Here is a 24353-nt window from a genome sequence, read left to right on the forward strand (position 1 = left end):
GGACATGAGCACCGCTCATCACAATGCGGTCAACTGCTCCATCGGCCAACGCGCCTGCACGCTGATCGCCAGGCTTTCCTGCTGACCGGCCTGCAAGCGCTGGCAGCCGGCAAAGGCAATCATCGCGCCGTTATCGGTGCAGAACTGCGCACGGGCATAAAACACATCGCCCTTCATGTCGCCGAGCATTTTCTCCAGGGAAGTGCGCAACGCCTTGTTGGCACTGACGCCCCCTGCAATCACCAGGCGCTTCATGCCAGCGGCCTTCAGGGCACGCTTGCACTTGATGGTCAAAGTCTCCACCACGGCCTGCTGGAATGCCAGCGCGATGTCGCAACGGGCTTGCTCTCCGTCGTCCCCGGCGTTGACGCACTGTTGCCAGGTGTTCAGCGCAAAGGTTTTCAGACCACTGAAGCTGAAATCCAGGCCCGGACGGTCGCACATCGGCCGCGGGAAGACGAAACGCCCTGCAACGCCCTGTTCTGCAAGGCGAGCGATCTCCGGTCCGCCCGGATAATTGAGCCCCATCATCTTGGCCGTCTTGTCGAAGGCCTCGCCGGCGGCGTCATCCAGGGTCTCGCCCAGAAGCGTGTACTGACCGATTCCGTCGACCTGAACCAGTTGCGTGTGACCACCCGACACCAACAAAGCGACGAACGGAAATTCCGGCGGTTGCGACTCCAGCATCGGCGCCAGCAAATGGCCTTCCATGTGATGCACGCCAAGGGCCGGAATACCCCAGGCAAAGGCCAGCGCCTGAGCACAGGAAGCCCCTACCAGCAAGGCACCAACCAGGCCAGGACCCGCGGTGTAGGCAATCGCATCGATCTCGGTCGGCACGCAGTCGGCCTCGGCCAACACCTGACGAATCAAGGGCAGCATGCGTTTGACGTGATCGCGTGAAGCCAGCTCCGGCACCACGCCACCATAGGCGCGGTGCAGGTCGATCTGACTGAACAACGCGTCGGCCAGCAGGCCGCGTTCACTGTCATATAATGCGACACCAGTTTCGTCGCAGGAGGTTTCTAATCCCAGTACTAGCATGGGTTTGCGCCTTGTTTAGGCTGAATTCGAAGGCGCGCATAATAGTCGTCGCGTGATGCCCCGACCAGCGGTTTTCGATCAGAGGCTTTGCATTCCGAGCGATGAGGGGTTAACATCCGCAACCCTTAAAAACCGACGTCTTCAAGTGCTCTTTTGCCGCGAGGATGTTGACCCCGGTAATGAATGAAGGTAGCTCTGGATGCCAGCCGTCAAAGTAAAAGAGAACGAACCCTTCGACGTAGCTCTGCGTCGTTTCAAGCGCTCCTGCGAAAAAGCCGGTGTACTGGCTGAAGTTCGTAGCCGCGAATTTTACGAGAAGCCAACTTCTGAGCGTAAGCGCAAAGCAGCAGCCGCTGTTAAGCGTCACGCCAAGAAAGTTCAGCGCGAACAGCGCCGCGCCGTTCGTCTGTACTAATACACAGACGATCGTAGCAAGCTTCTGCCAAGCCCGGCCCTCAGCCGGGCTTATGGCATTTGCGTAAAACGCTTGATGCTTCAATGTCAAAGCCGCAGACGCGACCGAGACAAATCTGCTTCACCGCGTCAGACCTGGCTCTTTTGCCAGCGGTGCACGTCTTTTCTGACGAGCCTTTCAAGGCTACTGACGAGCACACCCACTGATTCCTCTCACGACGATCAGCCCAAGGCACCTGCTTGCGTGCCAGATGATGAGCTATCCGGGGCCTATGATTGGCCACAGCGGATTCAGCGCAACACATTCAAACAGTCGAATACTGATTGGCATTAACGTCAGTGGATTTTCGGCAGATACACTTCCCGACAGCGATTACGCAGACGACACTGGTCGAGCCGCACACTTTGCGCGCCTCAAACAATGACCGCGTTCGGTCGCCGTACGTTTCGGGTTCCTTTTCAGCGCAGATGACGAGAACGCCATGGCCGGGCTAATTCCCCAGAGCTTCATTGACGACCTTCTGAACCGCACCGACATCGTCGATGTGGTCAGCTCGCGCCTGCAATTGAAAAAGGCCGGCAAAAATCACACTGCCTGCTGCCCATTCCACAAGGAAAAGACTCCGTCGTTCAGCGTCAGCCCCGACAAGCAGTTCTATTACTGCTTCGGCTGCGGCGCCGGCGGCAACGCCCTCGGCTTCATCATGGACCACGACAACCTGGATTTCGTCCAGGCTGTCGAAGAACTGGCCAAAGCCGCCGGCATGGAAATCCCCCGCGAAGAAAGCGGCCGGCCGCACAAACCGCGACAACCGACCGATTCGCCGCTGTATCCGCTACTGAGCGCCGCTGCCGACTTTTATCGCCAGGCCCTCAAAAGCCACCCATCGCGCAAGGCTGCCGTGGAATACCTGAAAGGTCGCGGGCTGACCGGCGAAATCGCCCGGGACTTCGGCCTGGGCTTCGCTCCGCCCGGCTGGGACAACCTGTTCAAGCACTTGAGCAGCGATACCCTGCAACAAAAAGCCATGATCGATGCCGGCCTGCTGATCGAAAACGCCGAAAGCGGTAAACGCTACGACCGCTTCCGCGACCGCGTGATGTTTCCGATCCGCGACAGTCGCGGGCGCGTCATCGCCTTCGGCGGCCGGGTATTGGGCGACGACAAGCCGAAATACCTGAACTCCCCGGAAACCCCGGTTTTCCATAAAGGCCAGGAACTCTACGGCCTGTATGAAGCGCGCAAAACCAACCGCAACCTCGACGAGATCATCGTCGTCGAGGGCTACATGGACGTCATTGCCCTGGCCCAGCAAGGCCTGCGCAATGCCGTCGCGACCCTGGGCACCGCCACCAGCGAGGAACACCTCAAGCGGCTGTTTCGCGTCGTGCCCAGCGTGCTGTTCTGCTTCGACGGCGACCAGGCCGGCCGCAATGCGGCATGGCGGGCGCTGGAGGCGACACTTTCGAGCCTGCAGGACGGTCGTCGCGCACGCTTTTTGTTCCTGCCCGAAGGCGAGGACCCGGACACTCTGGTCCGCTCCGAAGGCACCGACGCCTTTCGCGCACGGATCAACCAGCACGCGCAGCCACTGGCCGATTACTTCTTCCAGCAACTGACGGAAGAAGCCGACCCGCGCTCGCTTGAGGGCAAGGCCCATATGGCCACCCTCGCCGCGCCGTTGATCGACAAAGTCCCGGGCGCCAACCTGCGCACCCTGATGCGTCAGCGCCTGAGCGAAATCACCGGCCTGAGCGGTGAAGCGGTGAGTCAGCTGGCACAAAGCGCCCCGCAAGAAGCACCGCCGGCCTACGACCCGGGCATCGATTACGACGCGATGCCCGATTACAGCGACTATCATCAGCCGCAGGCACAGGAAATGTATGTGCCGCAGCAGGAATGGACGCCGAAGAAACCCGGTGCAGGAGGCAAGAAATGGGACAAGAAACCGTGGGACAAGAATGGCAAGCGGGGCGGTGATCGTGATCAACCCCGCGCGCCACGGGTGCCCGCCGCCGTAGAACCGCCAACCCTCGCCGCCTTGCGCACGTTGCTGCATCACCCGCAACTGGCCGAAAAAGTTGAGGATGCCGGGCACTTCGCCGCCGAGGATCACACCAACACGCAATTGCTGGTGGCGCTGCTCGAAGCTGTACAGAAGAATCCCAAGCTAAACTCAATTCAACTGATTGCGCGTTGGCACGGCACAGAACAAGGCCGCTTGCTCAAGGCCTTGGCGGAAAAGGAATGGCTGATTGATGGAGATAACCTTGAACAACAGTTTTTCGACACCATTACTAGCTTGTCAGCCCGCCAACGCGAGCGAAACCTGGAACAACTTCTGCGAAAAGCGCGTCAAAGCGAATTGACCAGCGAAGAGAAAAATCAACTGCGCGACCTCTTGAGTCGCAATGTTTCCGCATCAAACCCGACCTCAACTGGCGCGTGAGGTCATAGCTCAGGTATAATCCTCGGCTTGTTTTTTGCCCGCCAAGACCTTCAGTGGATAGGGTGTTATGTCCGGAAAAGCGCAACAGCAGTCTCGTATCAAAGAGTTGATCACACTTGGTCGTGAGCAGGGCTACCTGACTTACGCGGAGGTCAACGACCACCTGCCGGAGGATATTTCAGATCCGGAACAGGTGGAAGACATCATCCGCATGATCAATGACATGGGGATCAACGTATTCGAGGTTGCGCCAGATAAGGATTCCCTTATGCTGGCCGACGCCGATACCGACGAAGCCGCAGCCGAAGAGGCCGCTGCAGCGTTGGCTGCGGTCGAGACCGACATTGGTCGCACTACCGACCCGGTGCGCATGTACATGCGCGAAATGGGTACGGTGGAGCTCCTCACGCGTGAAGGCGAAATCGAAATCGCCAAGCGTATTGAAGAGGGCATCCGTGAGGTGATGAGCGCAATCGCGCACTTCCCTGGCACGGTTGATCATATTCTCTCCGAGTACACCCGCGTCACCACCGAAGGTGGTCGCCTGTCCGACGTTCTGAGCGGTTATATCGACCCGGACGACGGCATTGCGCCGCCTGCGGCAGAAGTGCCGCCGCCGATTGACGCGAAAGCCGTCAAGGCGGATGACGATTCCGACGACGAAGAGGGTGAAGCCTCCGATGACGAGGAAGAAGCCGAAAGCGGTCCGGATCCGATCATCGCTGCACAGCGTTTTGGCGCTGTGGCCGATCAGATGGAAATCACCCGCAAGGCGCTGAAAAAGCACGGTCGCAACAACAAGGCAGCGATTGCCGAGCTGTTGGCCCTGGCCGAGCTGTTCATGCCGATCAAACTGGTGCCGAAGCAATTCGAAGGCCTGGTCGAGCGTGTTCGCAGCGCCCTGGATCGCCTGCGTCAGCAAGAGCGCGCAATCATGCAGCTCTGCGTTCGTGATGCGCGCATGCCGCGTGCCGACTTCCTGCGCCAGTTCCCGGGCAACGAAGTCGACGAAAGCTGGAGTGATGCCCTGGCCAAAGGCAAAGGCAAATACGCTGAAGCCATTGGTCGTCTGCAGCCGGACATCATCCGTTGCCAGCAGAAGCTGACCGCGCTGGAAACCGAAACCGGTTTGACAATCGCCGAGATCAAGGACATCAACCGTCGCATGTCGATCGGTGAGGCCAAGGCCCGCCGCGCGAAGAAAGAGATGGTTGAAGCCAACTTGCGTCTGGTGATCTCCATCGCCAAGAAGTACACCAACCGTGGCCTGCAATTCCTCGATCTGATCCAGGAAGGCAACATCGGCTTGATGAAAGCGGTAGACAAGTTCGAATACCGTCGCGGCTACAAATTCTCGACTTATGCCACCTGGTGGATCCGTCAGGCGATCACTCGCTCGATCGCCGACCAGGCCCGCACCATCCGTATTCCGGTGCACATGATCGAGACGATCAACAAGCTCAACCGCATTTCCCGCCAGATGTTGCAGGAAATGGGTCGCGAACCGACCCCGGAAGAGCTGGGCGAACGCATGGAAATGCCTGAGGACAAGATCCGCAAGGTATTGAAGATCGCTAAAGAGCCGATCTCCATGGAAACCCCGATCGGTGATGACGAAGACTCCCATCTGGGTGACTTCATCGAAGACTCGACCATGCAGTCGCCAATCGATGTTGCAACCGTTGAGAGCCTTAAAGAAGCGACTCGCGAAGTACTGTCCGGCCTCACTGCCCGTGAAGCCAAGGTATTGCGCATGCGTTTCGGTATCGACATGAATACCGACCACACCCTTGAGGAGGTTGGTAAGCAGTTCGACGTGACCCGTGAGCGGATTCGTCAGATCGAAGCCAAGGCGCTGCGCAAGCTGCGCCACCCGACGAGAAGCGAGCATCTGCGCTCCTTCCTCGACGAGTGATCACAGAACCCCCGGCCCAGGCCGGGGGTTTTGCTTTGTACAGATTAAATCCCCCTGCTTCCCCCCTCCGCCCTGTAGCCGTCTACACTCGAAACATTCCCCCGAGCCATAACGAGACCGTTATGCCCAGACTGCCGACCGTGCTTTTTTTGCTGTCGCTGATGACCTGGACCGCAACGGCTGGCGCGCTGACTCTCACTGACGAAGAACGTAGCTGGCTGGCGGCTCACCCGGAATTGCGTCTGGGTGTCGATGCTTCATGGCCGCCCTTCGAGTTTCGTGACGATGAGGGCCGCTACCAGGGCCTTGCCGCGGATTACATTGAGGTCATCCGCAAAAGGCTGGCAACCCGGCTCACGCCCATCGAGCCGGTGAGCTGGACCGCCGTCCTGGAACAGGCCAAGAAGGGCAAGCTGGACCTGCTGCCGGGCATCATGTCGACCCCGGAACGCCAGAATTACCTGTCGTTCACCCGCCCCTATCTGGATTTTCCGATTGTCATCCTGGCCCATGTCGGGGGTCCTCAGCCACATAACCTGAAAGACCTGTACGGCCTGAAAATCGCCGTGGTGGAAAACTACGCCCCCCACGAACTGCTGCGCACCCACCATCCTGACTTGAACCTTGTGGCGATGCCCAACGTCAGTTCGGCGCTGCAGGCGCTGGCCATCGACGAAGTAGACGCAGTGGTAGGCGATCTGGCTTCCAGCGTCTGGAGCCTGCGCCAACTCAAGCTCGATGGGTTGTATGTCAGCGGTGAAACGCCCTATCGCTATCAACTGGCCATGGGTGTACCCCGCAACAACAAGATGCTGGTCGGCATTCTCGACAAAGTCCTGGCGGACATGAGCCCGGCTGAAATCAGCGCCATTCAGGAGCATTGGGTCGGGAACGTCCTCGATCATCGAACTTTCTGGAGTGACTTGCTGGTGTACGGCCTGCCCGGATTGCTGCTGCTGACTACCGTGCTGGCGGTGGTTATCCGCATCAACCGCCGCTTGAGCTCGGAAATCGCCCGCCGGGTCGACCTTGAACAGGAACTGCGCAGCAGCGAATACCACTACCGCGGCCTGGTGGAGAGCCTGTCGGCAATCGCCTGGGAAGCAAAAGTCACGGACTTCACCTACAGCTATGTATCGCCCCACGCCGAAGACCTTCTCGGTTATCCCCTGTCCCATTGGCTGATTCCAGGCTTCTGGCGCAACATCATTCACCCCGCCGACCTGACCCGAGCCCAGACCTTCTGCGATCACGAAGTACTGGCCGGGCGCGATCACCGCCTCGATTACCGGGTGATCACCGCCGACGGCCGCTGCCTGTGGGTGCGAGATATCGTCAGCCTGATCGAGCACGGGCATGAGCCGGTGCTGCGCGGCTTGATGATCGATATCACCGACGCCAAGCGCACTGAAGAAGCACTGCGCCTGTCGGAACAGAAATTTGCCTCCGTGTTCCAGCAATGCCCGGACATTCTGGTGATCGCGCGCCTGAGCGACGGTTGCCTGCTGGAGGTCAACGAAGCGTTCGAGGAGCAAATCGGCCTCAAGGCCGAGGACGTCATTGGCCAGACCGCCACCAACCTGAACATCTGGGGGATTCCCGGTGTCGGGCCGGGCCTGCTGCAACGCTTGCAGGCCGGCAGCATCCGCAACCTGGAAATGCCCTTTCGCCGCAGCAACGGCCAGGTGTTTACCGGCCTGATCTCCGCCGAACCGTTCGACCTCGACATGACACCGGCGCTGGTGGTCGTGGTGCGGGACATCACCCAACTCAAGGAAACCCAGCAACAGCTGCAAACATCCGAAGAAAAGTTCGCCAAGGCCTTCCACGCCTCCCCCGACGGTTTGCTGCTGTCACGGCAAAGCGATGGCTTGCTGTTGGAGGTCAACGACGGTTTTAGCCGCATCACCGGGTTCAACAGCGCCATGTCGGTGGATCGTTCGGCGCTGGACCTGGGGATCTGGGTCAACCTCAATGAACGCAAGCAAATGCTCGATCTGCTGCGCCGCGATGGTTTTGTCCGCGACTTCAGCTGCCATATCCGCCGCAGCGACGGGCAGATCCGACTCTGTGAAGTATCCAGCCGACCACTGCCGATTGGCGATGACGACTGCATGCTGACCATCGCCCGGGACATCACCGAGCGGCACCTGATGCAGGAAAAACTGCAACAGGCCGCCACCGTGTTCGAAAGCACCGCCGAAGGCGTATTGATCACCGACACCCAACAGCACATCAGCGCGGTCAACCGTGCTTTCACCGAAATCACCGGTTACAGCGAAAGCGAAGCCCTGGGCCACACGCCACGCCTGCTCGCCTCGGGCCTGCATGACAGCGCGTTCTACGCGGCCATGTGGCATCAATTGACCGCCGAAGGCCACTGGCAAGGCGAGATTTCCAACCGACGCAAGAATGGCGAGCTGTATCCAAGCTGGCTGACCATTAGTGCCGTGCGCAACCGGGAGAACTTCATCACCCACTTTGTCGCGGTGTTCGCCGACATTTCCAGCCTCAAGCACGCCCAGGCCAAACTCGACTACCAGGCACACCACGACCCGCTGACCGGCCTGCCGAACCGTACGCTGTTCGAAAGCCGCCTGCTGACGGCGCTCAACAGCCAGCAGGAAAACGGCGGCCAGGGCGCGGTGCTGTTCCTCGACCTCGACCGCTTCAAACACATCAACGACAGCCTCGGCCACCCGGTCGGCGACCTGCTGCTCAAGGGCATTGCCGTGCGCCTCAAGGAGCAGTTGCGTGACATCGATACCGTGGCGCGCCTGGGGGGTGACGAATTCATTATCCTGCTGCCGGGCCTGCAACAATCCAGCGATGCCGACCACATCGCCACCAAACTTCTCAACTGTTTCGCCGCGCCGTTCCAGGCCGGTGAACACGAGTTCTTCATCAGCGCCAGCATCGGCACCAGCCTCTATCCGAAGGATGGCTGCGACGTTGCCACACTGATCAAGAACGCCGACGCCGCGATGTACCGCTCCAAGGCCAAGGGCCGCAACCGTGTCGAAAGCTACACCCGCGACCTAACCGCCCAGGCCAGTGAACGCGTGGCGCTGGAACACGAACTGCGCCGTGCCATCGAGCGCAACGAGTTGCGCCTGTGCTACCAACCGAAAATCAGCCTCGAAGACTACAGCCTGGTCGGCGCCGAAGCCCTGATCCGCTGGCACCATCCGACCTTTGGCGACGTGCCGCGGGAACACTTCATCCCGCTGGCCGAAGAAAACGGCATGATCCTGCAAATCGGCGACTGGGTCCTGGAAACCGCCTGCCGGCAGATGGCCGAATGGCACCGGCTGTACGAAAATCCCGGCCCGCTGTCGGTCAACCTGGCCGGCGCCCAACTGCGCCAACCCAACCTGCTGGGCCGCATCGAACAGTTGCTCAAGGACAACGGTCTCAACCCCGGTTTCCTGCAACTGGAAATCACCGAAAACTTCATCATGAGCCAGGCAGAGGAAGCGCTGGCGGTATTGCATCAACTCAAACAACTGGGCGTGCAACTGGCCATCGATGACTTCGGCACCGGCTACTCGTCCTTGAGTTACCTCAAGCGCCTGCCGCTGGACATCCTCAAGATCGACCAGTCCTTCGTCCGCGGCCTGCCGGACGACCCCCACGACGCGGCGATCGTCCGCGCCATCATCGCCCTCGGACGCAGCATGCAGTTCACCGTGATTGCCGAAGGGGTCGAGACCCACGCGCAACAGCAATTCCTCGCCGCCGAAGGCTGTGAACAAATCCAGGGCTACATCGTCAGCCTGCCCCTACCCCCCGACGAATTTGCCGCAACGTTTCTTCGTACAGCAGTAAAGGCTTTTTCGGATAGCACAGTCGCAAAACCGTCGCTATAATCCGCGACCTACTGAGGGCCTATAGCTCAGTTGGTTAGAGCAGAGGACTCATAATCCTTTGGTCCACGGTTCAAGTCCGTGTGGGCCCACCAATAAAATCAAGGGGTTGTGATCTCAACCCCTTTCTCAAAAACCCAGCCGTCAATCACCGGTCAATCACCTCGACCTTGAGTAGCAGCTGCGCCGCACGTCTTTCCATCCCGATTTTTCTCAAAATGCCAGCTAGTTTCCCGATTGGCTCCTGATGAGACGTCTTTGCTTATCCGAGGAGAAGCACGTTTGAGCAACTGGCCATGTGCATATCATTACGGTAACTTTCGTAAAGCTAGGCGCAATCTCACTCATGGCCAGAGGCATAAGACTTTCGCGAAGGATTGACGATGACCACAAGCAGTAACTTTGCCTTCCTCCAGGAACACGACCCTGTATTGTTTCAGCTCGCCAATACGGCCGAGCACGTGTTCGCCAGCGACCCCAACACCACGCTGATAAAGCTTCGGCAACTGGGAGAAGCGTTGGCGCAGGACCTGGCCAGTCGCGCCGGCATCGAATTCGACTCCAACACTACGCAGGCTGACTTGCTCTACAAGCTCGGCCGCGAAATCCAGCTTGATCGCAACATCGTCAGCCTGTTCCACACCCTGCGCATCGAAGGCAACAAGGCTACCCACGGTTTCCACACACTCCACCGCGATGCTCTGGACGGCCTTAAGGTGGCACGTGAGCTGAGCGTGTGGTTCCATAAAGCGTTGGGCAAGTCAGGCAGCGCCTTCAAACCAGGCCCCTTCGCTATACCGGCAGACCCCAGCGTTCCGCTGCGCGACCTGCAAAGCCAGATCGAACGACTCAAAGCCCAGCTCAATGAGTCCAATCAACAACTGGAATCGAACCAGCAACTCGCCGAGCTGAAAAAGCGCGAGGCCGAGGAATATGCCGTTCTTGCCGAGCAGATGGATGCGGAGTCACGTAGCCACAAGCAACTCGCCGAGGCACACGAAGCCGAACTAAACAACTTGCGCGATGAGTTCGAGCAGCGCGTCAAAGCACTACAGCAGGAGCTCGCAGCCAAACCGCAGACTACGCAGCTGGTTATGCACAAGACTCAGCAGGCCAGCAGCAGCTTTGACCTCAACGAGGACCTCACCCGCATCCTGATCGATCAGCAACTGATTGAAGCCGGTTGGGAAGCAGATTCGCTGGATCTCAAGTACAGCAAGGGTGCACGCCCAGAGAAGGGAAAGAACAAGGCCATCGCCGAATGGCCTACCAGTAAGCCAGGGGAGGATGCCGATTATGTGCTGTTCGCTGGGCTCATACCCATGGCCGTGGTAGAAGCAAAACGCAAACGCATCAACATTGCCAATCGCATACCCCAGGCAGAACGCTACTCCCGCCAATTTGTCCTCGCGGGCGAACACCACAACGGCTGGCAGCTTTCCGGCTTGAGTCAGCCATGGCTCGACGGTCAAGGCGGTAACTTCCACATACCCTTCGCCTTCGCCTGCAACGGCCGGCCCTATATCAAACAATTGGCAGAACAGTCGGGCATCTGGTTTCGTGATCTGCGCAGCCCAGCGTACCTGCGCCGACCACTGCAAGACTTCCATACTCCAGCTGGCCTGCTCGACTTGCTCAAGCGCGGCCGCGAAGAAGCCGAGGCGCAGCTGCAACAGGAAGGTTTCGCCTATCTCAAGCTACGTGACTATCAGGAAAATGCCATCCGCGCAGTGGAGCAGGCGCTAGCTGACAATCAGCGTGACTGTCTACTCGCCATGGCCACCGGCACCGGTAAGACTCGCACAATCATCGGTCTGATGTACCGCTTCCTCAAAGCCGAACGCTTCAAGCGCATTCTGTTTCTGGTCGACCGTAGTGCTCTTGGCCAACAGGCTATCGACGCCTTCAACGAAGCTCCACTGGAGCAGAACCACACCCTGGCGCAGATCTACGACGTCAAGGAACTCGGCGACATGGCCGCCGAAGCGGAAACCCGCATTCAAGTAGCCACGGTACAGGCCATGGTGCGGCGCATCTTCCAGTCCGACTCGCCTCCCCCCATAGATGAGTTCGACTGCATCATTGTCGACGAGGCCCACCGCGGTTACACCCTCGACCAGGAAATGACTGAAGGAGAACTGGCAGTGCGGGATCATGGCCAATACCTCTCGCAGTACCGCCGCGTCCTCGATTACTTCGACGCCTGCAAGGTCGGCCTCACTGCCACCCCTGCCAAACACACCAGTGAAATCTTCGGGAAACCGGTATTCACCTACAGCTACCGTGAGGCCGTGGCTGAGGACTGGCTGATCGACCACGAACCGCCAATCCGCTATGAAACCCTGCTGAGCCAGAACGGTATTCATTTCACCAAGGGCGATAGTGTCAGCGTGATCAACACCCAGACCGGGGAAGTCGATGTAGCCGAACTGGAAGACGAACTCGACTTCAACATCGAATCCTTCAACCGACGGGTCATCACCCCCGGTTTCGACAAAGTGATCTGTGAGCAACTGGCCCAGGAGCTAGACCCGCAGGGCGAAGAGAAGACCATGATCTTCTGCGTCAACCAGGCACACGCCGAACGAGTCAAAAACCTGCTGGACGACGCCTTCAAAGACCTGCACGGCGATCAATACAACCAAGCCAGCGTGGAAATCATCACCGGTCAGAGTGATAAGGTTGAACAACTTATCCGGCGCTACAAGAACGAGCGCACCCCTAACATCGCCATCACCGTCGACCTGCTCACCACCGGCATCGACGTGCCGACAATCTGCAACCTGGTATTCATGCGTCGCGTACGCTCGCGCATTCTCTATGAGCAAATGAAAGGCCGCGCGACCCGCCGCTGTGACGACATCGGCAAGACCGTGTTCCGCATCTACGACCCCGTCGACCTCTACGCTAGCCTGGAAGAAGTCGACACCATGAAGCCGCTGGTGAAGAACCCGAACGTTACGCTGGAGCAACTGGTTAGCGAACTGACCCATGGCGGCAGTTTCGACGCCCCCGGCAACGTGGAAGGCAGCAGTCACGCCCATGACGTGCTCGACCAACTGAGCCAACGCGTGATGCGCATCCTGCGCAAGGCCAGCCACAAGGCTGAAACCAAGCCGACGCTGCAGAAGAAACTCAATGAACTGGAGGACACTTGGGGCGTTGCGCCGGCGCAATTGCACAGGCACCTGCAGGACCTTGGCCCGCAGCAGGCCGCCAACTTCGTGCGCCAGCATAGCCACCTGCTTAGCCAATTAGCGGAAGTCAGCGCCCTGCTTGGCTCGGAAAAGTATCCGGTAATCTCCACCCACAGCGACGAGCTGATGTTGCGCGAGCAAAACTACGGCAGTAACCAGAAACCGCAAGACTACCTGGAGAGCTTCCACCAGTTCATTCACAACCAGCTCAACCAGTCCGTCGCGCTCGGCGTGGTAGTCAATCGCCCCAAAGACCTCACCCGTGAACAGCTTCGCGAAGTCCGCCTGCTGCTGGACCAGAACGGCTACAGCGAGGCAAACCTGAGCAGCGCCTGGCGTAATCAGACCAACCAGGAAATCGCCGCCAGCATCGTTGGCTACATTCGCCAGGCCGCCATCGGCGAAGCACTCCTGCCCTTCGGGCAGCGCGTAAACAATGCCATGCAAAAAATCTACGGCCTACATTCCTGGTCGCCGGTGCAGCGCAAATGGCTGGACCGCCTGGCCAAGCAACTGACTCACGAAGTGGTAATCGACCATGAAGTGCTCAACCGAAATTTTGCCCAAGATGGCGGCGCCAAGCGGCTGGACAAGCTACTCGCTGGCCACCTTGATCACGTCATAGAAGCGCTAAACGACAACCTTTGGCCGCAGACAGGTTGAGCATCCTCGACGACCGCAGCAGCCACTACCGCACTCCCAACACACGGCTTTGCACGAGCAAAATTATCCTCGATCACCGGCCACATTATGTCGCCCCCATCGCGAATGAATTCGCTCCTACACCCGCACATTCAATTTTTACGAGAGCCCCATGACCAACAGCGACATCGTCCAGAAACTCTGGAACCTTTGCGACGTCCTCCGCGACGACGGCATCAACTACAGCGACTATGTCACCGAGCTGGTGCTGCTGCTGTTTATCAAGATGGAATACGAGCAGGTGCAGAACAACGCCGACTTCGCCCACAAGTTGCCCATCGGTGCCCGCTGGCCTGACCTCGAAGGGAAGTCCGGGCTTACCCTGCTCGACCACTACCGGCAAATGCTGCTGGATTTGGGCAAGAACAACGACCCACTAATCGCCGCCATTTACGCCGACGCCCAGACCCGCCTGAAAGAACCGCGCCACCTTGAGCAACTGATCAAGAGCCTCGATGGCATCGACTGGTTCAGCGCCCGCGAAGATGGTCTCGGTGATCTCTACGAAGGCCTGCTGGAAAAGAACGCCAGCGAAACCAAATCCGGCGCCGGCCAGTACTTCACTCCGCGCCCGCTGATCGACAGCATCATCCGCTGTATCCGCCCGCAGCCCGGCGAAACCATCCAGGACCCGGCCGCCGGTACCGCCGGCTTCCTGATTGCCGCCGACGCCTACATCAAGAGCAACACCGACGAGCTCTACACACTGGATGAGAAGGCCCGCCACTTCCAGCGCAGCCGCGCCTTTGTCGGCATCGAACTGGTGCCCGGTACCCGCCGTCTGGCGCTGATGAACACCCTGCTACACGGCATGGAAGGCGACGTCGAGGGCGTCGTCCACCTTGGTAACGCCCTAGGCCAAGTGGGCGCGGGCCTGCCCAGAGTCGATGTGATTCTCTCCAACCCACCGTTTGGCACCGCCAAGGGCGGCGGCGGCCCGACCCGCGATGACCTCACCTACCGTACCAGCAACAAGCAGTTGGCCTTCCTCCAGCATATCTATCGGGGCCTCAAACCTGGCGGCCGCGCGGCCGTGGTACTGCCTGACAACGTGCTGTTCGAAGCCGGCGTCGGCACCGACGTGCGCCGCGACCTGTTGGACAAATGCAATCTGCACACCATCCTGCGCCTGCCCACCGGCATCTTCTACGCCCAGGGCGTGAAGACCAACGTACTGTTCTTCCATAAAGGCAGCCCGGATAACCCGCAACAGGATGAAGGCTGCACCAAGCGTGTATGGGTCTACGACCTGCGCAGCAATATGCCCAGCTTCGGCAAGCGCACCCCGTTCGGCGCTGCCCATCTCAAGCCATTCGAGGATGCCTACGGGAATGATCCGAATGGCAATAGTCCGCGTGCGGAGAATGTAGAAGGTATTGGTGAGCTGAGCCGCTTTCGAGTGTTTACTCGAGAGCAGATTGAACAGCGTGGGGATTCGTTGGATATCAGTTGGTTGAAGGATGCGGACAGTCTGGATGCTAATGATTTGCCAGCGCCGGAAGTTCTGGCGGGCGAGGCTATGGCTGAGTTGACAGAAGCGTTGCACGAGCTGGAAGTGCTGATGAAGGCGCTGGGGGCTGGGGATGAAGTGACCGCGCAGAAGCACTTGATGGCGGAGGTGATGGGACTGGTGGTAGCGAAGGAGAATGGGGATGAGTGAACTGCCGAAGGGGTGGGCGATTTGTACTCTAGCTGACATTGGCCAAATCGTTACAGGTAAAACCCCCAGTACAAAAGAGCCACGCTTCTATGACGGCAATGTTCCCTTCATAAAGCCAGGAGACCTTGATCATTCAGGTCTTATTTTTCAAACAGAAAGCACTCTGACTGACGCTGGCGCGGCAGAGGTGCCTAGCCTACCACCGCAAAGCATCGTTGTGACCTGTATTGGAAACCTAGGAAAAGTGGGCCTTACTACGAGAGCTTCTGCGACCAATCAGCAAATCAACGCAGTGATTCCGGATGAAGGAATCAACCCAAGCTTCTTGTTTCATTTCTGCAAGACACTAAAGCCGTGGCTTGAAAGCAAGTCCTCAGCGACAACGATTTCCATCGTAAATAAAGGCATTTTTTCTAAAGCTCCAGCCCCACTTGCCCCACTTGCCGAACAAACCCGCATCGCCCTAAAACTCAATGAATTGCTGGCCCAGGTAGACACCCTCAAAGCCCGTATCGACGCCATCCCCGCCCTGCTCAAACGCTTCCGCCAATCCACTCTCGCCGAAGCGGTTTCCGGGCGGTTGACGGAGAAGTGGCGCGATAGAGACGCGGACTTTAAGGTGACAACTATTGGAAAAATTTGCTCTGTTTCCACGGGAAAAACGCCTAAGCGGGGCAAAGCTGAATACTGGGAGGGCGGGGATATTCCTTGGCTTACCAGCGCACTAACTGGCACCAAATTTTGTAGCGAGGCCGAACAGTTTGTGACCAAGTTTGCACTCAAGGATTGCACGCTTAAGCTATTCCAGCCAGGCACACTGTTAATGGCAATGTATGGTGAGGGTAAAACTAGGGGCCAAGTGACGGAGCTAAAAATTGAGGCGACTTGCAATCAAGCATGCGCAGCAATCAGCGTTAATGAAACGCTCGCAAAAAAGGATTTTGTAAAAATCCGATTACAAGAAAACTACGAAGAAGTCAGAAAGCAGGCTGTAGGTGGTGCGCAACCAAACCTAAATCTGGACAAGGTGAAAGAGATCACTATTTGCTTACCATCAATGGAGGAACAAACCGAAATCGTCCGCCGCGTCGAGCAACTCTTCACCTTCGCCGACCAACTGGAAGCAAAGGTCGCCTCGGCCAAAAGTCGTATCGACCACCTGACTCAAAGCATCCTGGCCAAAGCCTTCCGTGGCGAACTGGTGCCGCAAGACCCGAGCGACGAACCGGCCAGCGAGCTGCTGGCACGCATCCAAGCCCAACGCGCCGCCGCGCCCAAGGCCAAGGCCAAGCGAGGAAGAAAAAGCATATGAAGCGGGTGTTCATCGCCAATTTCGGCCGTGAAAACTACGAGTGGCCCAACTGCCTTCGTCGTTCGACCGTTGCCACTATGAACAACGAAAAGACCCATCGCTTTTGGGTTGCAGGCGACCGTGAAGGCTTTATCGAGACCACACTGAAACATGAGAAAACTGCTCGAGACATGGTTCCGACACTGGGGGTGGCATCACGCTGGTTCAACTTGATGACCATCATTGCGCAAACATCCGGCGATATCTGGATTCACCGCGAGAAGAATGATCTGTGGTGGACCGAGTCGCTACCTGATGCTCCGGCCTTTGAACTTGGCGAAGACCCCAGCGGCAAGCCTCCCAGGCCTGTCTACGTGTGCCATAAGCCCTGCAAACCTTGGGCAAAAGTCAGCTTGAGCGGTAGTCGGTTGGAATGGAGCGCGCTGCATCCGAAGGCGTGGGACTTCCTTTCAACCGAGGCTACCCTTCAGCAGCTATCCCCCGACTATGCGGAATACGCATTGGCGCTTGTCCATGGGAACGACCTAGCCCCATGGCATGAGCGCCGGGAATGGCGAGAAAAGACGGCTGTGCGTAAAGCGGGACTTGTGAGCTCGTTTAGCAACCTCAAAGTTGCTGCATACCGGATGGCACGCACCGCATGGGACACCACACAACAGTCCAACGGCCAAGAAATAATCCGCTGGGCCAAGAACAAAGATTTCGGCTTTCCAGACGAAGAAGAACTACAGCTCTACATTGAAGAGCTGTACCACATGCAAGAAGGTCTGTGCGCGCTCACGGGCATACCGATGCAGCTGGATCGGGCGCAGGACGATGACGAACAGCTGTGCTCTCTCGACCGCATCGACAGCAATGGCCACTATGCCCCTGGCAACCTGCAGATCGTCTGCCGCTTTGCCAACCGCTGGAAAAACGACAGCAATAACGCTGACTTCATGCGCTTGATTAGACTGATCAGAAGCACCACCAACCTCTAGGCCTTATGCCGCAACGGATTGCAATGGACACTTTAACCATTCTGCAACCCATACTCGACGCCCTGAAATGGCTGCTGGCCATGCTGCCGGTGGGTCTGCTCAAAACGTCCTAGGCCAATGGCCATATCGGCGACCTGGTACAACTACCAACGCCTCCCTGATCAGCAGTTCGCCCCGTGATGGGCCGTCGCTGGTGACCAGGGCGAGGTCGATCTGGCCGCGGTTGACCTTTGCCCAGAGGCTTGCGGAGTCTGCGCAGACCAATGTGACCTCGACCTCACTGAAGCGGGTCATGAAGCTGTACAGGGCCGACATCTGGTAGGTCAGGGCATAGTCATCCGGCACGCCCAGGGTAACGCGCCCGGAGACCGCGCGCCCGTACATCGCATCAACCATCGTCGAGTGGACTTCGAGCAGCTTGAGGGCGTGGCCTAGCATGTCATACCCGGCAGGGGTCAACGTCAGTCGCTTCGGCTCGCGCTTGAACAGCGGCCGACCGAGGCTGTCTTCCAGCTTCTTCAACTGCATGCTCACCGCGGACTTGGACCGGGCGACCTGACGCGCCGCCGCGGTCATGGAGCCGGTATCCACGACTGCCAGTAACGTGCGCAACCAGTCGATCTGTAAATCCCTGGAATGAATCAGCGTCCTGTCACGAATGTCAGCTCGGTGCGGCAGGCTGGGCAATGGCTATCTCGCGATAAAAGCGGTTACCGATGGTTAGTTTGTCTTCCCAGATCGACACGCCGATTTCTGCCTGCATCAACCGAGCCGGAAAGCTGCTGAAATCTCTAACCTTGATTGCATAGGGGGCAGTCCATGCATTGCCGCTTGCAGGGACGGGTATCGTCCAGTCTCGCCCATGAAAAGACAGCACGGCACCATCAAACCGAATTGAAATCCTGTCGTCTGGGTCATCCTTGCTGACGTGCCCAGCCAGAGTTTTGAACAGCAGGCGCATCCATGAGCGTTCTACCCAGCAATGTGGGCGGGCTGCATGCGCAGCCTGCTGGCGAACCCAAGGGAGCGTCGATTGATGTTGCAACCCCAGAATCACCAACTCTTGTTTCATGCTGGCAACAAGCCTTTCATCGCAAAGCTGGTGTTCAAGCGCCCATGCAATCCAAGCCGCACACTGTTCGGCGGAGTCAACCTGCAGTGGCATTTCGAATTCGATTTGTGCGATGGATCGTGATGTGGCGACCACTCCGGAAAGATGCCAAGCCTCGCGCATTTGCAGGTTCATCATGCGGGCCGCTGTCAGCTGAAAGCTGCCAAAGTCATATGAAAGGCCAGTTTCTTGCTCGGAGTACACCTTCGGCTCAGACCTGAAGCCCAGCGCCTGCAAGGCTGCATGCGTTGAAACCGGATTGACATCCCGTGCGCTCATCCTTTCGCCCTCAGTTATGCCAGGGTGACGTTGCCCCAAGGGTATCCACGGAGTTGCCCCCGGGCGGCCGCCAAGAAGTCGGACGTTAAGGCGTCCGCTTCAAACCCTTTGCACAGTCGTTTGGTGAACAATAGCCCAGGGGGAATATTGGAGCTGTCCATCGTTGCAGCCGAGGTCGCGGCCAAGCTTTCGCTGGCACCAATCGAGGAGCTGCTGTGGATCGAGGAAAACGTGGCGACCTGATCGAAAATTCCGTCCTCGCCCCTGGGAGCAGTCAGGCGACCCCTTGCTGCTTTTTCAGTCCCCACTAAAAGCTCAGTATTTACTAGCGGGGGATTTGCCGGCGCCGGATTATCCGTCTGCAGTGGAACTGGGATTTCATTGACGATGTAGGCCAGGCCGGAGAACTTACCGCTATCATTTCGGGCCTGGTCTGCTACCAGGTACCCATGGACAGCTCCAGTAGCTTGGCCCATATACTGTACCCTTCGCGCGCGCGCGCGTACTGCTCAAGAAATCATCAAAGTTCCCACGCTCTAGCGCTGACGAAAATCATCCAACTGTTGCAAATACGCTTAGGGAGCTACTGAGGCGCGGTTCTGGAACAGAACCACGTCACGCTCCAGCTTCTCCTCGATAGCCAGACGCACGAACTCTGAACGGTTGGCGCTGGGGTAACGGATCAGCCGATCAATCGCGGCCACGGTTTCAGTTTCAACTGACACAATCAACCGGGTCTTGGGTGTTTCCTTGAATATCCTGTTTTTGCTCATGGTTGTTGACCTAATCAGAGATGCTCGGCACGTCGTTTAATCATGTGTTTAGCGATGTGTGAATGTCCTCATGTATGAGGACATTAGTTGTGATCACTATCGGGTGGAAAGCACTCAGCCAGCCACTCCTCCACTGTTTGCTCTTGTGGTCGCTTGCGCGATGGGGTGGATACGTTGACTGCCGTGTACCCGTCTGTACTGATTACCGTTTTACCGTGGTTTTCAGTCCCCGTGGTTTGATTCCCCTGGAGACCTTGATTTTTCTGGGCTGGAGCCAAATCCTTGTCCGGCACTTTTGTCCGGCAGTTGTCCGTCGCTTGTCCGGCAATTGTCCGGCAGTTGTCCGGCTGAAAGGCATTACGCACCTCAGCAGAAGTGATGGAAAGGGGGCGGAGCGATGCGGTGTCCAGCCGGTTTTTTCGGCCGGCTACCATTTTTGCAGTGAACAGGATGCCCCGCAGGTTACCCAGATAGTCATGGAGCGACGAAAGGCGCTTTGGCGTGGGAAGGCCAGTTGACTGCCAGAAATGGTAGAGATGGCTGCGTTTGCCAATGCGAAAGTGCCCTTTCGGCAGATCAGAGCCTTTTGCCCCTGCCTTGGTAGTACGGTCACGATTCAGCTCCGCATTGAAGATGGCGTGGGAATCCAGACCATCTACAAACGACGGAAGCTGGATCGCCACACCTGGTGCCTGCTGATGACCAAACTTGCCCGTCGAATAACCGCCATACTCATATGCATCGATACCGAGCGTGATCAGGATTTCGCGCAGAAGAGCGGGTTTATGTTTCTGCAACCACTCTTCAGGAACGTCCTTGTCACCGGACGGGCGGATGACAAGCTGACCAAGCTCGATACTGACTTCATCTCCTCGGCGGAGCAATTTCCCGACGGTAACGGTCATTGGAGCACCAAGGCTTTGGTCAGTTTATCCTCCAGTGCGAACAGACCAGCTACAGCGGCCAGCGTCACCAGCTCGACGGCCAGCGGTTGAAGGTGAATCGAAACAGATACTTTCAACAGACAAGCCGGGACCGTCACCGCCTCTTGGCAGCGTTGAAAATCCTTCATGGTTTAAACCCCTGACTGAATGGCGTTGCGCTCGTTGCAAGCGGCGATATTGGTGTTGGCCTGGGCACCGAAGTAATAAAGCGCCACACCATGACGGGAGCGAGCGCGATCATCGATCAGCGTGATACGTGGGGTTTTGATGGAGGGCTCTTGCACACACAATGCCTTAACAAGCGCTGCAGGCATCGGAATGCTCTGCGCAATCTGGGTGATGACCGTGCCCGCCAGGGCAGTTTGCAGGCGAGTCAGAACGCAGGCGCTTTGTGCGTTGGGACCGGGATGAGTCAAGGTTTTTTTCTTTGGAGCGGCCTGTTGGACGGCCTCGTTTTCCTCCATCATTTTAGGCGACCTCGCCGGTATGGCCTGCAGTGCGATCGTCCAGAAACTGCGCCAGATCATTTACGCGATAGCGCACCAGACGGCCAACTTTGACGAAGGGCAGGTTGTAGCGGCCAGTGGAGCGCCACACAGCGAGGGTAGTTTCCTTCACCGTCAGGACACAGGAGGCCTCCGAAGGGCCTACGTGAACAGGCGGATTTTTCGGGTCGTAGCCGAGCTGTGCGGCAATCTCGAGTTTGATCACGGCAATATTGGCGGCATGGCTGGTGGTCATGTGAATAGCTCCGTATTAGCTGGTAATGACGGAGTCAAGGATTACGGTCTGCAGTGGGTAAGGCTGACGTACCCAACCCACCACCCACTCACCCACTACAGTGAGACTCTGCGAGACGCTTGCGGATCGTTTCCACGCTGTCTGGTAGATCGAGACAGTCCTTTACCAGCTCAGCTAGTTGGCGACGGCTGACCGGATTTTGTCTCCCTCGTTTAATCTCCTCCCCAGCGTCGCGCCAGCGTTGATGCTCTACCGCCCGGGCATCTCGTTCCTCGTGGACCCGCACTGAGAAAACTTGTTGTCGCTCGCGTATGTGGGCCCCAAGAGCCGCGTCGGACTCGTTGAATTTTCTTTTGGGATGGGGAGTAGTCAATGCTGATTGTGTCTTCTGAGCAGCTATCAACTGCTCCAGCGCATCCTCATCGATGGGTATGTCATGTCCAACCCGTGCAGCCCAATCAAAAAACACTTTGAGCTCCCGAGGAGTGAAGGGGAAGGCCAACGCTGGCTCTTTCAGGCGGCCCCTAGGGTGCCGGGTGATTGCAGCCCGCTCCTTCGGTGTCAGATCGATACCTTCTGGGGGCTTTTTGATATATATGCCATCGGCTTTGATTTCAAAGCCGTTGCCAAAGTTTTCGGGGTCAAGGTGGCCCGAGCGGTCCGCTTCGGCAAACTCCATGAACTCGGCATACCCCAGCTCCATGCCTTCTAACTCAATGCTATCCAAATCCATATCGTTCCTTCAGGCATCCTACAAAAGGCAACCAGCCAGGCGGGCAGAAGGTCCGCTTTCGGCCCGTCGGGCTAGGCTGACCGTAACTTGATCATGCGGGGGCGGTGCGCCCCATCGCTGCTGTGATCTTCTCCAATGCCTCGCGCACCGGATCAGTGGCTAAGTGGGCATAGCGCGCAGTGGTCACGGTCGTCGTGTGCCCCAACAGCTTGCCAACCATCGGAAGGCTCACGCCTTGGCCGACCAGCCAGCTTGCCGTGGTATGACGAAGGTCATGAATGTGAAGGTCTGGAATTTCAGGCAGCGCCAACTCAGCAGCAAAGGCCTTGAGCACGGCATGCCAGGTCTTGCGAATTTCACCCATATGACCTGCCTTGGTCGGTGCTGGAAAAACCCAATCCCGGCTCACACCGACACGCTGGCGCAGAATTTTCAGAGCAGGCGGTGGCACCGGTATCGTATGGATCAGCTTGTTCTTGTGATGACTGCTGGGTATCGTCCAAATAGCAGTATCCAGGTCCAACTGGTCCCAGCGCATCGCCTTGACGTTTCCAGAGCGTGCCCCCGTGAACAGGCACAACCTGATCATATCCGCTACGTCCCGGTTGCCCACGGCGTCGATGGCCTTGAACAAAGCCGGCATTTGCGAGGGTTTGATCCACTCTTCTCGCCGAACTTCGTGGTTGTCCTTGAGCGTTGACCAAGGATTACGCAGGTCCAGGCCGTGATGCTTGATGGCATGGTTCCACATGGCACGGGCCAGCCGTTTCACGTGGTTCGCTTCTACAGGCCCGCTCGCAACTGTCACGTCGCGAAAAATCTTACCGGCCAGGGTGGAGGTGAGCTCACTTACTCGACGCTTGGCTCGTTCTTTCAAGTGGCAGTCATACAGCCGCTGATCCTTCCTCCAACTGCGCTTGATCGGCTTGTCAGGGGTCGGCCCGACTGCACGCTCGCTTTTCCAGACACCCCATAAGTCGCCAACGGTCAGCTCTTCTTTTCTGGCAGTGGCAGCGGCACGAACACTCTCGCCGGCATTCAGGCTCTTGAGCTTCTGCCGGGCTCCGACGCGGGCCTGTTCGACTGTCATGTCGGGAAACGTCCCCAAGCGTATGAATTCGTTATTGCCCTTGCGCCCCATGCCCGCGACGCGACGAATTACATAGAAGGTCTTGGAGCCTGCCGGAGTAACACAAAGGGAAAGCCCTAGGGTTTTTGCGTCCCGATACCAAGCACGCTTATCGGTCGGCTTGATTCCGTCCAAGGCAGTCTTGGTGAAACTGAAGGCGGTTTTTGTCGTGTTCACTGCATGCTTTCCGAACTGAGCTGTCAATCACCGGTCAATCACCGACGGTCGAAAAGCGTTAAACTTCGTATAGCAAGATTATGACTAAGACCCAATAAATACAAGGCCTTATCGATACTGGTAAAACTGGGTAAAACGAGGAAAAAGAGACTCATAATCCTTTGGTCCACGGTTCAAGTCCGTGTGGGCCCACCAAACAAGAAAGCCGCGCAATGCGCGGCTTTTTCGTGCCTGGCGTTTAGTTTTGTTTACTTAAGCTCTCGCTTTATCGGATGACGCCCGCAGACCTTGTAGGCAAACTCCGAATCTTCTATTTGGGCACTTTGCCGCCTTGTTGCCCTTTTCTTCGACGGGATAGTCTCCGGACGTCGCTGACCATTCAGCGATCGGGCTTGGAAACCCGCCGAACTCTAGCCGCAACAGCGCCCTCATCACGATTGCTTGTATTGTGTGATCCTGAGTTATGACGGCTGTGCGTGGGACGCCTTCGGGCGTGCCGGTTCCTAGGTTCCCGGTTTTCCAACCTGCGTACAGCCGTCACCCATTCGCTTGGAAACGATTGTGGCGGCTCCTAGAACCCAGGAGTAAAACCATGACTGAAGCAGATTCACCCGCACCCTCAGACCTGAAAACCGCCGGTTTCACACCCTTCCTGTACCTCTCGGATCAACCTCTGTTCCACGTCTGCCGCAACGTCCCCATCGCCGACGCTCTGGCCCAAGCCTCCGACCTGCTGTTCCTCGCCAAGTCCCTCATCGTGGACGCCGCCTACTCCCAAGACTCCGACCGCCACGCCTGGGCCGCGCATTACCTGACGACGATGAGCAAAGCGGTGATTGATGATGTGGTAAAGGTGCTGACGCGCCGGCCTGTTCAAATGAGAAAGGAAGCAGACCCATCGAAAAACACATAATCACGGCAAAGTT

Annotated in this window: 19 protein-coding genes and 1 tRNA gene; 10 read left to right on the forward strand and 10 right to left on the reverse strand. The window is 57.8% G+C overall.

Annotated elements, in window-relative coordinates:
- Positions 1 to 18: 18 nt before the first annotated feature.
- Positions 19 to 1044: a tRNA (adenosine(37)-N6)-threonylcarbamoyltransferase complex transferase subunit TsaD gene (gene tsaD / locus PspS34_RS25530; protein WP_057713063.1), complete on the reverse strand. Its 1026-nt coding sequence runs from the start codon at positions 1042 to 1044 to the stop codon at positions 19 to 21.
- A 199-nt stretch (positions 1045 to 1243) separates the two neighbouring features.
- On the opposite strand from tsaD, the gene rpsU reads away from it, so the two are divergent.
- The 9 genes from rpsU (at position 1244) to PspS34_RS25575 (ending at position 17540) form a co-directional block, all read left to right on the forward strand.
- A complete protein-coding gene (gene rpsU, locus PspS34_RS25535) occupies positions 1244 to 1459 on the forward strand; it encodes a 30S ribosomal protein S21 (RefSeq protein ID WP_002551877.1) in 216 nt (71 codons plus the stop codon).
- 481 nt (positions 1460 to 1940) lie between these two features.
- Complete coding sequence (dnaG, locus tag PspS34_RS25540) at positions 1941 to 3908, forward strand: DNA primase (RefSeq protein ID WP_008051597.1); 1968 nt, start codon at positions 1941 to 1943, stop codon at positions 3906 to 3908.
- A 67-nt stretch (positions 3909 to 3975) separates the two neighbouring features.
- Positions 3976 to 5823, forward strand: a complete 1848-nt coding sequence (gene rpoD / locus PspS34_RS25545; protein ID WP_057713062.1) for an RNA polymerase sigma factor RpoD — start codon at positions 3976 to 3978, stop codon at positions 5821 to 5823.
- Between the two features lie 122 nt (positions 5824 to 5945).
- Complete coding sequence (locus PspS34_RS25550) at positions 5946 to 9692, forward strand: bifunctional diguanylate cyclase/phosphodiesterase (RefSeq protein ID WP_150814000.1); 3747 nt, start codon at positions 5946 to 5948, stop codon at positions 9690 to 9692.
- Positions 9693 to 9707: 15 nt separating this feature from the next.
- Positions 9708 to 9784: transfer RNA gene (locus tag PspS34_RS25555), tRNA-Ile, on the forward strand.
- 288 nt (positions 9785 to 10072) lie between these two features.
- Positions 10073 to 13549, forward strand: a complete 3477-nt coding sequence (gene hsdR / locus PspS34_RS25560; RefSeq protein ID WP_159390346.1) for a type I restriction-modification system endonuclease — start codon at positions 10073 to 10075, stop codon at positions 13547 to 13549.
- Between the two features lie 151 nt (positions 13550 to 13700).
- Entirely contained in the window at positions 13701 to 15248 is a 1548-nt protein-coding gene (locus PspS34_RS25565; RefSeq protein WP_159390347.1) for an N-6 DNA methylase, read from the forward strand.
- The gene (locus tag PspS34_RS25570) at positions 15241 to 16560 is read left to right on the forward strand and encodes a restriction endonuclease subunit S (RefSeq protein WP_159390348.1); all 1320 of its coding nucleotides are present in this window, start codon (positions 15241 to 15243) and stop codon (positions 16558 to 16560) included. Before PspS34_RS25565 ends, PspS34_RS25570 begins: the two co-directional genes overlap by 8 nt.
- Positions 16557 to 17540, forward strand: coding sequence for a hypothetical protein (locus PspS34_RS25575; RefSeq protein ID WP_159390349.1), 984 nt, complete (start codon positions 16557 to 16559; stop codon positions 17538 to 17540). The genes PspS34_RS25570 and PspS34_RS25575 overlap by 4 nt, the downstream gene beginning before the upstream one ends.
- A 99-nt stretch (positions 17541 to 17639) precedes the next feature.
- Here PspS34_RS25575 and PspS34_RS25580 read toward each other — a convergent pair whose 3' ends face one another.
- From PspS34_RS25580 to PspS34_RS25620, 9 genes are all read right to left on the reverse strand, one after another.
- Positions 17640 to 18152: a LysR family transcriptional regulator gene (locus tag PspS34_RS25580; protein ID WP_238786588.1), complete on the reverse strand. Its 513-nt coding sequence runs from the start codon at positions 18150 to 18152 to the stop codon at positions 17640 to 17642.
- A 49-nt stretch (positions 18153 to 18201) separates the two neighbouring features.
- Complete coding sequence (locus PspS34_RS25585) at positions 18202 to 18930, reverse strand: hypothetical protein (RefSeq protein WP_159390350.1); 729 nt, start codon at positions 18928 to 18930, stop codon at positions 18202 to 18204.
- A gap of 575 nt (positions 18931 to 19505) precedes the next feature.
- Positions 19506 to 19703 carry a ribbon-helix-helix protein, CopG family gene (locus PspS34_RS25590; RefSeq protein WP_159390351.1) on the reverse strand — a complete coding sequence of 66 codons (198 nt, stop codon included), beginning with the start codon at positions 19701 to 19703 and terminating at the stop codon, positions 19506 to 19508.
- 83 nt (positions 19704 to 19786) lie between these two features.
- Positions 19787 to 20608 (reverse strand): hypothetical protein, encoded by an 822-nt coding sequence (locus PspS34_RS25595; RefSeq protein WP_159390352.1) that lies wholly within the window; start codon positions 20606 to 20608, stop codon positions 19787 to 19789.
- Positions 20605 to 20775 (reverse strand): hypothetical protein, encoded by a 171-nt coding sequence (locus PspS34_RS25600; protein ID WP_159390353.1) that lies wholly within the window; start codon positions 20773 to 20775, stop codon positions 20605 to 20607. Before PspS34_RS25600 ends, PspS34_RS25595 begins: the two co-directional genes overlap by 4 nt.
- A 3-nt stretch (positions 20776 to 20778) precedes the next feature.
- Positions 20779 to 21114, reverse strand: a complete 336-nt coding sequence (locus tag PspS34_RS25605) for a hypothetical protein (RefSeq protein WP_159390354.1) — start codon at positions 21112 to 21114, stop codon at positions 20779 to 20781.
- A gap of 1 nt (position 21115) precedes the next feature.
- Entirely contained in the window at positions 21116 to 21388 is a 273-nt protein-coding gene (locus tag PspS34_RS25610; protein ID WP_034147393.1) for a helix-turn-helix domain-containing protein, read from the reverse strand.
- An 88-nt stretch (positions 21389 to 21476) separates the two neighbouring features.
- Entirely contained in the window at positions 21477 to 22121 is a 645-nt protein-coding gene (locus PspS34_RS25615) for a hypothetical protein (RefSeq protein ID WP_159390355.1), read from the reverse strand.
- 91 nt (positions 22122 to 22212) lie between these two features.
- A complete protein-coding gene (locus tag PspS34_RS25620; protein ID WP_159390356.1) occupies positions 22213 to 23427 on the reverse strand; it encodes a site-specific integrase in 1215 nt (404 codons plus the stop codon).
- 592 nt (positions 23428 to 24019) lie between these two features.
- Here PspS34_RS25620 and PspS34_RS25625 point away from each other — a divergent pair.
- The gene (locus PspS34_RS25625; protein WP_057713050.1) at positions 24020 to 24340 is read left to right on the forward strand and encodes a DUF3077 domain-containing protein; all 321 of its coding nucleotides are present in this window, start codon (positions 24020 to 24022) and stop codon (positions 24338 to 24340) included.
- The last annotated feature ends 13 nt before the right edge of the window (positions 24341 to 24353 follow it).

It is taken from the genome of Pseudomonas sp. S34, from assembly GCF_009866745.1.
In the GTDB taxonomy this organism is placed as follows: domain Bacteria; phylum Pseudomonadota; class Gammaproteobacteria; order Pseudomonadales; family Pseudomonadaceae; genus Aquipseudomonas; species Aquipseudomonas jessenii.